Below are 13,280 nucleotides of genomic sequence, written 5' to 3' on the forward strand. Positions count from 1 at the left end.
ATGAAAGCTGCCCCACCCGAAGACCTCGCCCAAGCCGTCGAAGACGGCTGGCTGCCGATCCGCGAAGTGGCGCGCCAGACCGGAGTCAACGCCGTGACCCTGCGCGCCTGGGAACGCCGCTACGGGCTGATCGTGCCCCAGCGCACACCCAAGGGCCACCGACTGTTCAGCGCCGAACACGTGCAACGCATCCATACCATCCTCACCTGGCTCAACCGTGGCGTGCCGGTCGGCCAGGTGAAAGCCTTGATCGACTCCGCCCAACCCGCCATCGACGTCGTTGAAAATGAATGGCACACCTTGCGCCAGACGCTGGTGCAAGCGATCAGCGAATTGGCCGAGCGTCGGGTCGACGATGCCTTCAACCAGGCCATGGCGCTGTACCCGCCGCGCACCCTGTGCGAGCAACTCTTGCTGCCCCTGCTCAAGGATCTGGAGTTGCGCTGGCAAGGCCAGTTCGGCGCGCAGATGGAGCGGGTGTTTTTCCTGTCGTGGCTGCGCAGCAAGTTTGGCGCACGCATCTACCACAACAACCGTCAGCTCCAGGGCGCGCCGCTGCTGCTGGTCAACCACTCGGACCTGCCGCTGGAACCGCACTTATGGCTCAGCGCCTGGCTGGCCAGCAGCGCCGACTGCCCGGTGGAAGTCTTCGACTGGCCGCTGCCGGCCGGCGAACTCGCGCTGGCGGTGGAACATCTGAAACCGCGCGCCGTGCTGCTGTATTCGAGTAAAGCGCTGCATGTGCCGGCCCTCGGCAAACTGCTGGGCGGTGTCGATTGCCCAACGCTGATTGCCGGACCAACGGTATGCATCCACCAAGCCGAGTTGGCCGTATTAAGCACTGACACCCCCCAACTGTGCGTGGCCGAAGACCCGTTGTCGGCCCACCAGCTACTGATCCAGCGTGGAATCGTTTAAATGCATTTGATCTGGTTGCGCACCGACCTGCGCCTGCACGACAACACCGCCCTGGCCGCCGCGAGCCAGCGTGGCCCGGTCGCCGCCGTGTACCTGATAACCGCCGAGCAGTGGCAGGCCCACGATGACGCACCGTGCAAGGTGGATTTCTGGCTGCGCAACCTGCGCGAACTGAGCAACGCCCTTGGGGAGCTGAACATTCCCCTGTTGATCCGCCACGCCGCCACCTGGGACCAGGCGCCAGGCGTCTTGAGTGAACTGTGCCGCGAACTGTCGGTGACGTCTGTGCACGTCAACGAGGAATACGGCATCCACGAGAGCCGCCGCGACGCTGCCGTGGCCACGGCGCTGGACGCCGACGGCGTGACGTTCCACAGCTACCTCGACCAACTGTTCTTCCAACCCGGCAGTGTGCTGACCAAGAGCGGCACGTATTTCCAGGTGTTCAGCCAGTTCCGCAAGGTCTGCTATACGCGCCTGCACAGCGCCCTGCCGCGCCTGGTGCCGACAGCCAAAGCCCAGGCGCCAATCGCCATCAAACGCGATCCGATCCCCCAGGCCGTCGACGGCTTCGAGCCCCCCAGCGACAGCCTGCGCGCGCTCTGGCCCGCCGGTGAAGACGAAGCCCGTCGGCGCCTGGACGCCTTCGCCGAGCAACAGATCAGCTACTACAAGGACGAGCGCGACTTCCCCGCCAAGCCCGGTACCAGCCAGCTTTCGGCGTACCTCGCGGCGGGCGTGGTGTCACCGCGCCAATGCCTGCACGCCGCGCTGCAAACCAACCGGGGCGAATTCGAAAGTGGCGACATCGGCGCCATCACCTGGATCAACGAACTGCTCTGGCGCGAGTTCTACAAACACATCCTCGTCGGCTACCCACGGGTGTCCCGTCACCGTGCGTTCCGTCCCGAGACCGAAGCCGTGGCCTGGCGCGATGCGCCCAAGGACCTGGCGGCGTGGCAAGAAGCGCGCACCGGCCTGCCGATCATCGACGCGGCCATGCGCCAACTGCTCGAAACCGGCTGGATGCACAACCGCCTGCGCATGGTGGTGGCGATGTTCCTGACCAAGAACCTGCTGATCGACTGGCGTGAAGGCGAGCGCTTCTTTATGCGCCACCTGATCGACGGCGACCTCGCCGCCAACAACGGCGGCTGGCAGTGGAGTTCGTCGACCGGCACCGACTCGGCGCCGTATTTCCGCATCTTCAGCCCGCTGAGCCAGTCGGAAAAATTCGACGGCGACGGCGTGTTCATCAAGCGCTGGCTGCCCGAGTTGGCCGCGCTGAATAAAAAGGAAGTGCATAACCCCGAGGCGGTCGGCGGCCTATTCGGCGTGGCGGATTACCCAAGGGCCATCGTCGACCTGAAAAAATCCCGCGAACGCGCCCTGGCGGCCTTCCGCAGCCTGCCGTCACGCGCGGCGATCGGGGGCGAGCATGAGTGACTTCCTGCGCCGCTTCGCCCAGGCCTTTGCCACGCTGGATAAGCACAACCTGCACCTGCTCGACAGCCTCTACAGCCAGGACATCGCCTTTGCCGACCCGCTGCATGAAGTCCACGGCCTGCCCGCGCTACGGCGTTACTTCGCCGAGCTGTACGGCAACGTGCGCCAGTTGCGCTTCGACTTTCACAGCTTCGACGAGGTGGCTGAAGGCGAAGGCTACCTGCGCTGGAAAATGAGCTTCTGCCACCCGCGCCTGGCCAACGGCAAGGTGATCCGCGTGGAAGGCTGCTCGCACCTGCAGTGGCGCGACGGCAAGGTGTATCGCCATCGCGACTATTTCGACGCCGGCGCCCTGCTTTACGAGCACCTGCCCGTGCTGGGCCGCGTGGTCCGCTGGCTGAAAAGGAGAATCGCATGAGCCAGACACCCCCCCGCCGTTACTGGCTGACCGGCGCCAGCAGTGGCATCGGCGCAGCGCTGGCGATCGAGCTGTTGGAAAGCGGCGCCCAGGTCGCGCTCAGTTCGCGCACCACAGCCCCGCTGCAAACCCTGGCCGAACGCTATCCGGGGCAAGTGCTGCTGGTGCCCGGCGACTTGACCGACAGCCAGGCCGTGCGTGAGATCGGCGCACAGATCAGCGCTGCCTGGGGCGCGCTGGACACGGTGATCCTCAACGCCGGCACCTGTGAATACATCGATGCCCAGCACTTCGACGCCGCGATTGTCGAACAGGTGGTACGCACCAACCTGCTGGCCAGCAGTTATTGCATCGAGGCCGCGTTGCCGCTGTTGCGCGCCGGAATCCGCCCGCACCTGGTGGGCGTCGCGAGCGCCGTGACGTACCTGCCGATGCCGCGCGCCGAAGCCTATGGCGCGTCCAAGGCCGGCTTGCGCTACCTGTTGGAATCCTTGCGCATCGGCCTGTCGCCGGAACACATCGACGTCACGGTGATCAGCCCGGGCTTTGTCGACACGCCGCTGACCGAACGCAATGATTTCCCCATGCCCCTGAGCTGGCCGGCCGGCAAGGCCGCGCGCCATATCTTCGTAAAGCTTGCGAAACGTCCGCTGGAAATCGCCTTCCCGGCACTGTTTATCGCCACCCTCTGGCCGCTGTCGAAGCTGCCGGCGCGCGTGCAGTTGTTCATCGGCAGGCGCATGTTGCGCAGCCCGCTACCGCAGAAGGATCGCCTGTGAAAATCGCCATCATCGGCAGCGGCATCGCCGGGCTGACCAGCGCCTACCTGCTCAGCCGCCGCCACGACATCACGCTGTTCGAAGCGGGCGACCGCATCGGCGGGCATACCCATACGGTCAACGTCAGCGTCGCCGGTGAAAGCCATGCGGTGGACACCGGTTTCATCGTGTTCAACGACTGGACCTACCCCAATTTCATCCAACTGCTGGGGCAGATCGGCGTCACGTTCAAACCCACCGAGATGAGCTTTTCGGTACACGACGAGAGCCAGCGCTTCGAGTACAACGGCAACAACCTCAACAGCCTGTTTGCCCAGCGGCGCAATATCTTGTCGCCGGGGTTCTGGGGCATGTTGCGCGACATCCTGCGCTTCAACCGCGAGGCCCCGCTGGACCTGCAAGAACAGCGCATCAGCGCCGAGATGACCCTGGGTGAGTACCTCAAGGCCGGCGGTTATGGCGAGCGGTTTATCCGACACTACATCGTGCCGATGGGCGCGGCGATCTGGTCGATGTCCCTGGCGGACATGCTCGGGTTTCCGTTGCAGTTCTTTGTGCGCTTCTTCAAGAACCACGGCTTGCTGTCGGTGAGCAATCGCCCGCAGTGGTGCGTGATCGAGGGTGGTTCGAGCAGCTATATCGAACCGCTGACCCGCAGCTTTCGCGAACAGATCCGCCTCGACTGCCCTGTGCATAACGTTGAGCGCACCGCCGACGGGGTGGTTATCCACAGCGCCGCCGGCCGCGAGACGTTTGACCGCGTGGTATTCGCCTGCCACAGCGACCAGGCCTTGGCGCTGCTGGCCGACCCAAGCCAGGCCGAACACGACATCCTCGGCGCCCTGCCCTACGCCGACAACGACGTGGTGCTGCACACCGACACCCGTCTGCTGCCGGATCGCAAACTCGCCTGGGCCAGCTGGAACTACCGGCTCAGCGGCGATGCGCAGACCCAGGCCGCCGTCACCTACGACATGAACATCCTGCAAGGCATCGACAGCGCCACCACCTTTTGCGTCAGCCTGAACCAGACGGCCATGATCAACCCGCTGAAGATCCTCGCCCGCTACACCTACGCGCACCCGCAATACAGCCTCGCGGCGGTGGCCGCCCAAGCGCGCTGGCAAGAGTTGTTCGGCATGCGCAACACCTATTATTGCGGCGCCTACTGGGCCAACGGCTTTCACGAAGATGGCGTGGTCAGCGCGCTGCGCGTGGCCAAGGCCTTTGGGGAAAGCCTGTGAACAGCGCCCTGTACAGCGGCTGGATCGCCCATCGCCGGTTTGCCCCCAAGGCCCACGCCTTTCGCTACCGCATCGGCTTGCTGTACCTGGATTTGAGCGAAGAACACACGGTGCTCGGGCTCTCGCCCTTGGCCGGGCGCAGCCGTTTTGCCGCGTTCGGTTTTCGCCAGCAGGACTACCTGCGTGAGTTCACGCGCACCGGCATGAGCTTGAGCGATGCCGTGCGCCATGAAGTCGGCAAGGCTCTGGGGCGTACACCCCAGGGCGTTATCTGCCTACTGACCCAGGCCCGCAGTTGGGGCCTGGCTTTTAACCCGGTGAGTTTCTTCTACTGCTTCGAGGCTGACGGACAATTGGCCGCGATCCTGTGTGAAGTGACCAACACGCCCTGGCGCGAGCGTTACCACTACGTGCTGCCGGCCCAGGCGCTGGACGCGGATGAACATCAGCATTTCGCCGTGGCCAAGGCGTTTCATGTGTCGCCGTTCCTGCCCCGCGACCTGGAATACCGCATGAGCTTCAGCCCGCCCGCCGCCAGGCTTGGCGTGCACATGGCCGATTGGCAGGGCACGCAAAAAGTCTTCGACGCCACCTTGAGCCTGGAAAAACATGCACTGAACCGCGCCAGCCTGCATCGCTACCTATGGCGCTTCCCCTGGATGACCGCCAAGACCTGCCTCGCGATTTACTGGCAGGCCCTGCGCTTGTTACTCAAACGCACACCGATTTTTTCCCACAGGGCTGCCGAAGGCACCTCTCGCACTGCAGTCGGGTATACCAAGGATCGCCGCCATGAAAACCCCTAGTTTATCGGTCAAGTCCCACCGTCTGAACGTCAACGGCATGACCAGCGCACTGCTGCGCAAGGCCGTGCTGCGTCAATTGAGCCAACTGCGCCACGGCCAGTTGGTGGTGATCGAGGACGGCGAACGCCAGGTGTTCGGCGCACGGGAAGCGCACCTGCTGGGGGAGATCCACATCCTCGATCCGGCGGTGTGGGGCCTGGTGGCGGCCAGTGGTTCCATCGGCGCGGGTGAGGCATTTATCCATGGTTACTGGAGCAGCCCGGACCTGACTGCCGTGGTGCGCGTGATGGTCAGCAACCTCGATGTGCTCGATGCGATGGAAGGCGGCCTCGCACGCCTGGCGCGTCCACTGACCCAGGGCTTGCACTGGCTCAACCGCAACACACGCAAGGGCTCGCAGAAAAACATTGCCGCCCACTACGACCTGGGCAATGACCTGTTCGAAGAATTCCTCGACCCGACCATGATGTACTCGTCGGCGCAATTCCTGAGCCCCGACGACAGCCTGGAACAGGCGCAATTGAACAAGCTGGAGCGCATCTGCCAGAAACTCGCGCTCAAGGCCACCGACCACCTGCTGGAAATCGGCACCGGCTGGGGCAGCATGGCGCTGTATGCCGCGCAGCATTATGGCTGCAAGGTCACCACCACCACCTTGTCCAAAGAGCAGTTTGCCTACACCGAAAAACGCATCGCCGCACTGGGCCTGGGTGATCGGGTGACACTGCTGTTGCAGGACTACCGCGACCTGACCGGCGCGTACGACAAGCTGGTCTCCATTGAAATGATCGAAGCGGTGGGCCATCGCTTCCTGCCGACCTACTTCAAACAGTGCGCGCAACTGCTCAAGAGCGACGGCCTGATGTTGCTGCAAGCCATCACCATCCGCGACCAACGCTACGAACAGGCCAAGCGCAGCGTCGACTTTATCCAGCGTTACATCTTCCCCGGCGGCGCCCTGCCCTGTGTACAGAAGATGCTGGAGATCGTCAGCCGCGATACCGACTTGAACCTGATGCACATGGAGGATTTCGGCCTGCACTACGCGCGAACCCTGCGCCTGTGGCATGAGAACTTTCGCCGCGCCCATGGCCGCCTCGCGGAGCTGGGCTACGATGAGTACTTCCTGCGGCTGTGGGAATTCTACTTGTGCTACTGCGAAGGGGGGTTCATGGAGCGCACGATCGGCACCGCACAACTGCTGCTGGCCAAGCCCGCTGCGATCAACCCGCCGTTGCTCGGGCGCTTCGATGCTTAAACCGCTGGTGAATGCCGTGCTGTTCCAGTGCGGCTGGTTTGCCTGCGTGCTGGGCGGCGACAATCGGTGGCTACTGGTGGCGGTGGCGGCGCTGGCCGTGCACCTGCTGTGGATAAGTTCGTGGTCGCGCGAGGGCCAGGTGATTCTCGCCGTGACCTTGCTCGGCACGCTGATCGACACCTCGTTGCGCTCCTTTGGCGTGTTTCATTTCAGCCTGCCGGGGCCGCTGATTCCGCTGTGGCTGATGGTGTTGTGGGCGCTGCTGGGGACGACCTTGCGCCATTGCCTGGCCTGGAGCGCACGCCCCTGGTGGCGGGCCAGCCTGCTGGGAGCCGTGGGTGGGCCGCTGTCCTATTACGCAGGCAGCCAATTGGCCGGGGTGAGTTTCGGCTACGGCACGGCACCGACCGTGATTGGCCTGGCGCTGCTCTGGGGACTATTGTTCCCCGTCTTGCATTGGGTCGCCCGAGAGCTGGGACACTGACGTCTGTCAGAGCATTCACACGCTCTTGATCGGCTTGCCTTACACTGCGCGCCTATGACCAACATCCCCCACACCCAAATCACCGAACCCGCCGTCACCTGCTCGACGTGCGCGGCCTGCTGCTGCCAGTTGGAAGTGATGCTGATCACCGATACCGGCGTGCCGGAGCGCTACATCGATACGGACGATTGGGGCGGCGAAGTGATGCTGCGCCTCGACGACGGCTGGTGCGCAGCGCTGGACCGGGACACGATGATGTGCACGATCTACGAGCGCCGGCCCTTGATCTGCCGGGAGTTCGAGATGGGCGCGCCGGAGTGCCTGGAAGAGCGGCAGGGGATTGCGACGGCCTATCGCTGAACCTGAATGGAGATCCAAATGTGGGAGCGGCCTCGTGTGGGAGCGGGCTTGCTCGCGAATGCGGTGGGTCAGCCAATGCATGTATCGGTGATCCACCGCATTCGCGAGCAAGCCCGCTCCCACATTGATTTGCGCTGTTTGGAAGAACTACAACGGCAGGGTGTAGTGCAACGAATAGCTCTCGACCCCATCGTTGTTGCTGCTCAGCCCGGCATTGGAATAGTGCGTGGCGCGAATCCCCACCTCATGCCCACCGGCAAAGCGCAGGCCGAATCCCAGCCGATCTTCGAACTGAAAAGCCTGGCCAATATTGTTGTCCTCGACCCGTGTGCGCGAGAACAGCGCCACGCCCACCCCCGCCTCGATGTACGGCTTGACCTTCTCACCGGCAAACTCATACACAAACACTGGCGAGAGCGACAGGCTGCTGACGCTGGCGTGCTTGTCACCATCCCAGTAGGTGTAGGCACCGCTCCAGTAGCCGGTCAAGCGCCCGGTATCGGTCTGCCACCAGCTTTTGTCCCACTGCGACGTCAGCCCCAGCCGATAGGTCAGTGTCGAATCACTGGTGCTCCCCACCCCCAATTCCAGGCCAGCGGCCTGGGCTGAAACGGTGTGCCCTACAACGACGGCCGCAATCGCGGCCAAACAGAACAAGCGCTTCATAAGAAACATCCTTTCCCGACGAAGTTATTTGGTTTTGTACAAGCTATCTCGCTATAGAAGCTGGCAAATAGACGGAAGTTCCAGCTTTTAACGCGGGCATTTCACGAATTTTTCACGCACCGAAGCTTCGCACAACGCCCGGATATTTCCATAGTGTTGGTAGGATATTTCTTAGATGAGACACATCGCCGCTGGTCCAGAACTGCGCTGGCGCGGGTTTGCCGTCGGCCAGCAGGTTGCGCTCGCCGAGCAAGCGCTTGAGCTGGCGGGCCACGGCGGCGCCGGTGTCGATGAGGATGATGCTGGGGGGCAGCATCTGCGCCAGCAGCGGCTTGAGGAAGGGATAGTGGGTGCAGCCGAGGATGATGGTGTCGCAGCCGGCGCCGAGCAGCGGGTCGATATACCCCTGCAACAACTGGCGCAGTGCCGGGCTGCTCAGGTCGCCGGTTTCGATCAGTTCCACCAGGCCCGGGCACGGCTGAGTAATCACGCGGACATCGGTGGCGAAGCGATCAAGCAGTGCCGCGAACTTGGCGCTTTGCAGGGTGCCCGTGGTGGCGAGCACGCCGACCACACCGCTGCGGGTCGCGGCGGCCGCAGGCTTGACGGCAGGTTCCATGCCCACCAACGGCCAATCCGGGAAGTCCTTGCGTAAATCGGCAACGGCCGCAACGGTCGCGGTGTTGCAGGCAATCACAAACGCCTTGGCCCCCTTCTCGCGCAGAAACCCGGCAACCTGCCGCGAGCGCTCAAGAATAAAGGCCGGGCTTTTCTCGCCGTAAGGGATATGCCCGCAGTCGGCCACGTACAGCAGCGATTCGTGGGGCAGCAGTTGCTGGATTTCCTCCAGCACCGACAGCCCGCCGACGCCGGAATCGAACACACCGATCGGCGCGTCCTTAACCATGGTGAGTCCCGCACACGCTGCAACCGGGGTCGCGCTTGACGCGCAACTCGCGGAAACGGCTGCTCAATGCATCGATCAGCAACAAGCGGCCCACCAGCGGCTCGCCGAAACCGGCCAGCAGCTTCAAGGCTTCCAGCGCTTGCAGGCTGCCGACCAGGCCCACCAGCGGCCCGACCACGCCGGCTTCGCTGCAGGTCAGTTCGGTGTCGCTGCCGTGCCCGTATAAACAGTGGTAGCACGGGCTGTCGGCGCGACGCGGGTCGAATACCGACAGTTGCCCTTCCAGGCGAATCGCCGCGCCGCTGATCAACGGCTTGGTCGCGGCGACGCAGGCGGCGTTGACCGCTTCGCGGGTGGAGAAGTTGTCGCTGCAATCGAGGACCACATCCACCGCCGCGACCGCCGCGGCGAGTGAATCGGCGTCCAGCGCGCTGCGATGGGCGACCAGCGTGATTTCAGGATTGATCGCGCCCAGGCGACGCAGGGCCGAATCGACCTTGGTCTGCCCGACGCTGGCGGTGTCGTGGATGATCTGGCGTTGCAGGTTGGTCAGGTCGACGCTGTCGAAGTCCGCCACGTGCAACTCACCGACCCCCGCAGCAGCCAGGTACAACGCAACCGGCGCGCCCAGCCCGCCCAGGCCGATGATCAGGGCGCGGCTGTGTTTCAGGCGCAACTGGCCGTCGATGTCGACATGCTGCAACAGAATCTGTCGGCTGTAGCGCAGCAGTTCCTGGTCGGTCAGCACGGCCGGCGTCCCAGGGTAATGCGCTCGTGGCCGCCAAGGTCGATGCGGCTGTGCACGTTGTCAAAACCTTCGCCCAGCAATAGGTCACGCACGGCGCCAGCCTGGTCGTAACCGTGTTCGAGCAGCAGCCAGCCAGCGGCATTCAGGTGCTGGGGTGCCTGCTTGATGATGTGGCGCAAGTCGTCCAGGCCATCGCGGCCCGCCACCAGCGCACTGGCCGGTTCGAAGCGCACGTCACCGGCGACCAGGTGCGGGTCGTTGTCGGCAATGTACGGCGGGTTGCTGATGATCAGATCGTAGGTGTGGCCTTGCAGGGCGCTGAACCAGTGGCTGTTCAGCACGGTGACGTTATTCAGGTGCAGGCGCTGGCGATTGCGCTCGGCCAGGGCCACCGCTTCGAGCACGCGGTCGACGGCGGTGACGGTCCAGGCCGGGCGCTCGCTGGCCAGGGCCAGGGCAATCGCGCCGCTGCCGGTGCCGAGGTCGAGAACCTGGGTCGGCGTGGCCGGCAACAATTCCAGGGCGGTTTCCACCAGTAACTCGGTGTCCGGACGCGGGATCAGCGTGTGGGGCGCGACCTCCAGGTCCAGCTTCCAGAAGCCTTGCTGGCCGAGGATGTAGGCCACCGGCTCACCGCCGCGGCGGCGTTGCAGGTAGCCGGCAAAGGTCAGCGCATCTTCGCTGCTGACGATTTTCTCCGGCCAGGTGTGCAGGTAGCTGCGCGACTTGCCCAGGGCCGCGGCGAGCAATAACTCGGCGTCCAGGCGCGCGGTGGGCGAGTCGGGCAGGTCGGCAGCGCGCAGCAGGCTGGCGATAATGGTCATTTAGTCACCTATCGCTGCAAGTTGGTCGGCCTGGTATTCGGCGAGCAACGGCTCGATCACCGCATCGACGCCACCGGCGAGGATCTCGTCGAGGGAGTAGAGCGTGAGGTTGACCCGGTGGTCGGTGACCCGGCCCTGGGCAAAGTTGTAGGTGCGGATGCGTTCGGAGCGGTCGCCCGAGCCCACCAGCAACTTGCGCTCGCTGGCAATCGCATTGGCAGCGGCGCTGGTCTGCTGGTCGTTGAGCTTGGCCGACAGCCAGGACATGGCCCGCGCCCGGTTCTTGTGCTGGGAACGTTCTTCCTGACACTCCACCACAATGCCGGACGGCAAGTGGGTAATGCGGATCGCCGAGTCGGTCTTGTTGACGTGCTGGCCGCCGGCGCCCGACGAGCGGTAGGTGTCGACGCGCAGGTCGGCCGGGTTGATCTCGATGGCTTCCTGCTCGTCCGGCTCGGGCAACACGGCCACGGTGCAGGCCGAGGTGTGGATGCGGCCCTGGGACTCGGTGGCCGGCACGCGTTGTACCCGGTGTGCGCCAGACTCGAACTTGAGCTTGCCGTAGACGTTATCGCCTTCAACCCGTGCGATGACTTCTTTATAGCCGCCGTGCTCCCCCTCATTCTCCGAGAGGATCTCGACTCGCCAGCCGCGTCGCTCGGCATACCGCGAATACATGCGGAACAGGTCGCCGGAGAAGATCGCCGCCTCGTCGCCGCCGGTGCCGGCACGGATTTCGAGGAACACGTTGCGCCCGTCGTTGGGGTCTTTGGGCAGCAGCATGCGTTGCAGATCGCCTTCGAGCGCGACCAGTTTTTCCTTGGCTTCGCGGACTTCTTCCACGGCCATTTCGCGCATGTCCGGGTCGCTGTCCTTGAGCAGCGCCTGGGCGCCTTCGAGGTCGGCCTGGGTTTTCAGCCACTGGCCATAGGTGGTCACAATCGGCTCAACTTCCGCGTATTCCTTGGAATAGGTACGGAACTTGGTCTGATCGGAGATGACTTCGCCATCGCCGAGCAAGGCGGTCAGTTCTTCGAAACGGTCCTGGAGCACGTCCAGTTTATTGAGCAGTGACGCTTTCATTGCGGTTTTTTATCCGAAGAGCTATCTGACGCGCCCTCACCGAGGGCAAAGAGTTCTTGGGCCATGGCCAGCGCATCGAGGCGGCCTTCGGCAGTCAACTTTTTAAGCTGCACGCTGGGGGCGTGGAGCAGCTTGTTGGTCAGGCCACGGGCCAGTTGCATCAGCACCTCTTCGGCGTTGCTGCCGTTGGCCAGCAAACGCTGGGCCTTGCTCAGTTCCTCGTCGCGCAGGCGTTCGCCCTGCTGACGATACGCCTTGAGCACGTCCACTGCCGCCAGTTCACGCAAGCGCACCATGAAATCTTCGGCGCCGTCGCTGACCATCTCTTCGGCCGCCTGGGCTGCACCCTGGCGACTCTTGAGGTTCTCGGCGACCACTTCGTGCAGATCGTCGACGCTATAGAGGTAAACGTCGTCCAACTCGCCGACTTCGGGTTCGATGTCCCGGGGAACGGCGATGTCCACCATAAAGATCGGCTTGTGCTTGCGCAGCTTCAGCGCGCTTTCGACCGCGCCTTTGCCGAGGATCGGCAACTGGCTGGCGGTGGAGCTGATGACAATATCGCTGCGCACCAACTCGGCCGGGATGTCCGACAGCAACACCGCATGGGCGCCGAACTGCTCGGCGAGGATGCTCGCACGCTCAAGGGTGCGGTTGGCGACGACAATGCGTTTCACGCCCAGGTCGTGCAGGTGGCGGGCGACCAGGGTGATGGTCTCGCCAGCGCCGATCAGCAGGGCCTGGCTGCGCTGCAAGTCGCTGAAAATCTGTTTGGCCAGACTGACGGCAGCAAACGCCACGGACACCGGGTTTTCGCCGATGGCGGTGTCGGTCCGCACCTGCTTGGCCGAGTTGAACGTGGCCTGGAACAGGCGGCCCAACAGCGGCCCCACCGTACCAGCCTCACGCGCCACGGCGTAGGCGGATTTCATCTGGCCAAGGATCTGCGGCTCGCCCAACACCAGCGAATCGAGACCGGCCGCCACACGCATCATGTGACGAACTGCCGCATCCTCTTCGTGCACATAAGCACACGCGCGCAGCTCATCGAGGCTTAAATGGTGGTAATCGGCCAGCCAGCGCAGTACCACATCCGCGGAAAGATGTTCCTGCTCTATATAAAGCTCGCTGCGATTGCAGGTTGAAAGGATTGCAGCTTCGCGGCTGTCGGTGAGCCGGCAGAGCTGTTGCAAGGCCTCAACCAACTGCTCTGGCGTAAACGCTACGCGCTCGCGCACGTCTACGGAGGCAGTCTTGTGGTTAATACCGAGTGCGAGGAAGGCCATTCAATATCGCTGATGATGTCGGGAAGCCGACAATTGTCCTACTTCGAAAGATT

At 63.7% G+C, this 13,280-nt stretch carries 15 protein-coding genes; 9 read left to right on the plus strand and 6 right to left on the minus strand.

Annotated features, from left to right (window positions below; all coding sequences use genetic code 11):
* From IB241_RS07215 to IB241_RS07255, 9 genes are read left to right on the plus strand one after another with little or no spacing between them, the layout of a single operon-like run.
* Complete coding sequence (locus IB241_RS07215; protein WP_192297770.1) at window positions 1-918, plus strand: MerR family transcriptional regulator; 918 nt, start codon at window positions 1-3, stop codon at window positions 916-918.
* A complete protein-coding gene (gene phrB, locus IB241_RS07220) occupies window positions 919-2,364 on the plus strand; it encodes a deoxyribodipyrimidine photo-lyase (RefSeq protein WP_192297771.1) in 1,446 nt (481 codons plus the stop codon).
* Window positions 2,357-2,782, plus strand: coding sequence for a nuclear transport factor 2 family protein (locus IB241_RS07225; RefSeq protein ID WP_192297772.1), 426 nt, complete (start codon window positions 2,357-2,359; stop codon window positions 2,780-2,782). Before phrB ends, IB241_RS07225 begins: the two co-directional genes overlap by 8 nt.
* Window positions 2,779-3,561 (plus strand): SDR family NAD(P)-dependent oxidoreductase, encoded by a 783-nt coding sequence (locus IB241_RS07230; protein WP_192297773.1) that lies wholly within the window; start codon window positions 2,779-2,781, stop codon window positions 3,559-3,561. The genes IB241_RS07225 and IB241_RS07230 overlap by 4 nt, the downstream gene beginning before the upstream one ends.
* On the plus strand, window positions 3,558-4,805 hold the full coding sequence (locus IB241_RS07235) for an NAD(P)/FAD-dependent oxidoreductase (RefSeq protein WP_192297774.1): 1,248 nt from the start codon (window positions 3,558-3,560) through the stop codon (window positions 4,803-4,805). The genes IB241_RS07230 and IB241_RS07235 overlap by 4 nt, the downstream gene beginning before the upstream one ends.
* The gene (locus tag IB241_RS07240) at window positions 4,802-5,611 is read left to right on the plus strand and encodes a DUF1365 domain-containing protein (RefSeq protein WP_192297775.1); all 810 of its coding nucleotides are present in this window, start codon (window positions 4,802-4,804) and stop codon (window positions 5,609-5,611) included. The genes IB241_RS07235 and IB241_RS07240 overlap by 4 nt, the downstream gene beginning before the upstream one ends.
* Window positions 5,598-6,869, plus strand: a complete 1,272-nt coding sequence (locus tag IB241_RS07245; RefSeq protein WP_192297776.1) for an SAM-dependent methyltransferase — start codon at window positions 5,598-5,600, stop codon at window positions 6,867-6,869. The genes IB241_RS07240 and IB241_RS07245 overlap by 14 nt, the downstream gene beginning before the upstream one ends.
* On the plus strand, window positions 6,862-7,353 hold the full coding sequence (locus tag IB241_RS07250) for a DUF2878 domain-containing protein (RefSeq protein WP_192297777.1): 492 nt from the start codon (window positions 6,862-6,864) through the stop codon (window positions 7,351-7,353). The genes IB241_RS07245 and IB241_RS07250 overlap by 8 nt, the downstream gene beginning before the upstream one ends.
* Window positions 7,354-7,407: 54 nt before the next feature.
* The gene (locus tag IB241_RS07255; protein WP_056859129.1) at window positions 7,408-7,713 is read left to right on the plus strand and encodes a YkgJ family cysteine cluster protein; all 306 of its coding nucleotides are present in this window, start codon (window positions 7,408-7,410) and stop codon (window positions 7,711-7,713) included.
* Between the two features lie 147 nt (window positions 7,714-7,860).
* On the opposite strand, the gene IB241_RS07260 is transcribed toward IB241_RS07255, so the two are convergent.
* From IB241_RS07260 to hemA, 6 genes are all read right to left on the minus strand, one after another.
* The gene (locus tag IB241_RS07260; RefSeq protein ID WP_192297778.1) at window positions 7,861-8,379 is read right to left on the minus strand and encodes an acyloxyacyl hydrolase; all 519 of its coding nucleotides are present in this window, start codon (window positions 8,377-8,379) and stop codon (window positions 7,861-7,863) included.
* A gap of 112 nt (window positions 8,380-8,491) precedes the next feature.
* On the minus strand, window positions 8,492-9,286 hold the full coding sequence (gene murI, locus IB241_RS07265; RefSeq protein ID WP_192297779.1) for a glutamate racemase: 795 nt from the start codon (window positions 9,284-9,286) through the stop codon (window positions 8,492-8,494).
* Window positions 9,279-10,034, minus strand: a complete 756-nt coding sequence (locus IB241_RS07270) for a molybdopterin-synthase adenylyltransferase MoeB (RefSeq protein ID WP_192297780.1) — start codon at window positions 10,032-10,034, stop codon at window positions 9,279-9,281. Before IB241_RS07270 ends, murI begins: the two co-directional genes overlap by 8 nt.
* A complete protein-coding gene (prmC, locus tag IB241_RS07275; protein WP_192297781.1) occupies window positions 10,028-10,858 on the minus strand; it encodes a peptide chain release factor N(5)-glutamine methyltransferase in 831 nt (276 codons plus the stop codon). The genes IB241_RS07270 and prmC overlap by 7 nt, the downstream gene beginning before the upstream one ends.
* Window positions 10,859-11,941, minus strand: coding sequence for a peptide chain release factor 1 (gene prfA, locus IB241_RS07280; RefSeq protein ID WP_192297782.1), 1,083 nt, complete (start codon window positions 11,939-11,941; stop codon window positions 10,859-10,861). It abuts the gene before it with no gap.
* A complete protein-coding gene (hemA, locus tag IB241_RS07285; protein ID WP_192297783.1) occupies window positions 11,938-13,227 on the minus strand; it encodes a glutamyl-tRNA reductase in 1,290 nt (429 codons plus the stop codon). The genes prfA and hemA overlap by 4 nt, the downstream gene beginning before the upstream one ends.
* Window positions 13,228-13,280: the final 53 nt, after the last annotated feature.

Origin of the sequence: Pseudomonas sp. PDM05 (assembly GCF_014851685.1) — a bacterium.
In the GTDB taxonomy this organism is placed as follows: Bacteria; Pseudomonadota; Gammaproteobacteria; order Pseudomonadales; family Pseudomonadaceae; genus Aquipseudomonas.

Bases quoted from the DNA above. Each gene is read 5' to 3' on its own strand.
- IB241_RS07215 (WP_192297770.1), top strand. From the start codon at position 1: ATGAAAGCTGCCCCACCCGAAGACCTCGCCCAAGCCGTCGAAGACGGC.
- phrB (WP_192297771.1), top strand. From the start codon at position 919: ATGCATTTGATCTGGTTGCGCACCGACCTGCGCCTGCACGACAACACC.
- IB241_RS07225 (WP_192297772.1), top strand. From the start codon at position 2,357: ATGAGTGACTTCCTGCGCCGCTTCGCCCAGGCCTTTGCCACGCTGGAT.
- IB241_RS07230 (WP_192297773.1), top strand. From the start codon at position 2,779: ATGAGCCAGACACCCCCCCGCCGTTACTGGCTGACCGGCGCCAGCAGT.
- IB241_RS07245 (WP_192297776.1), top strand. From the start codon at position 5,598: ATGAAAACCCCTAGTTTATCGGTCAAGTCCCACCGTCTGAACGTCAAC.
- IB241_RS07250 (WP_192297777.1), top strand. From the start codon at position 6,862: ATGCTTAAACCGCTGGTGAATGCCGTGCTGTTCCAGTGCGGCTGGTTT.
- IB241_RS07255 (WP_056859129.1), top strand. From the start codon at position 7,408: ATGACCAACATCCCCCACACCCAAATCACCGAACCCGCCGTCACCTGC.
- IB241_RS07260 (WP_192297778.1), bottom strand. From the start codon at position 8,379: ATGAAGCGCTTGTTCTGTTTGGCCGCGATTGCGGCCGTCGTTGTAGGG.
- murI (WP_192297779.1), bottom strand. From the start codon at position 9,286: ATGGTTAAGGACGCGCCGATCGGTGTGTTCGATTCCGGCGTCGGCGGG.
- prmC (WP_192297781.1), bottom strand. From the start codon at position 10,858: ATGACCATTATCGCCAGCCTGCTGCGCGCTGCCGACCTGCCCGACTCG.
- prfA (WP_192297782.1), bottom strand. From the start codon at position 11,941: ATGAAAGCGTCACTGCTCAATAAACTGGACGTGCTCCAGGACCGTTTC.
- hemA (WP_192297783.1), bottom strand. From the start codon at position 13,227: ATGGCCTTCCTCGCACTCGGTATTAACCACAAGACTGCCTCCGTAGAC.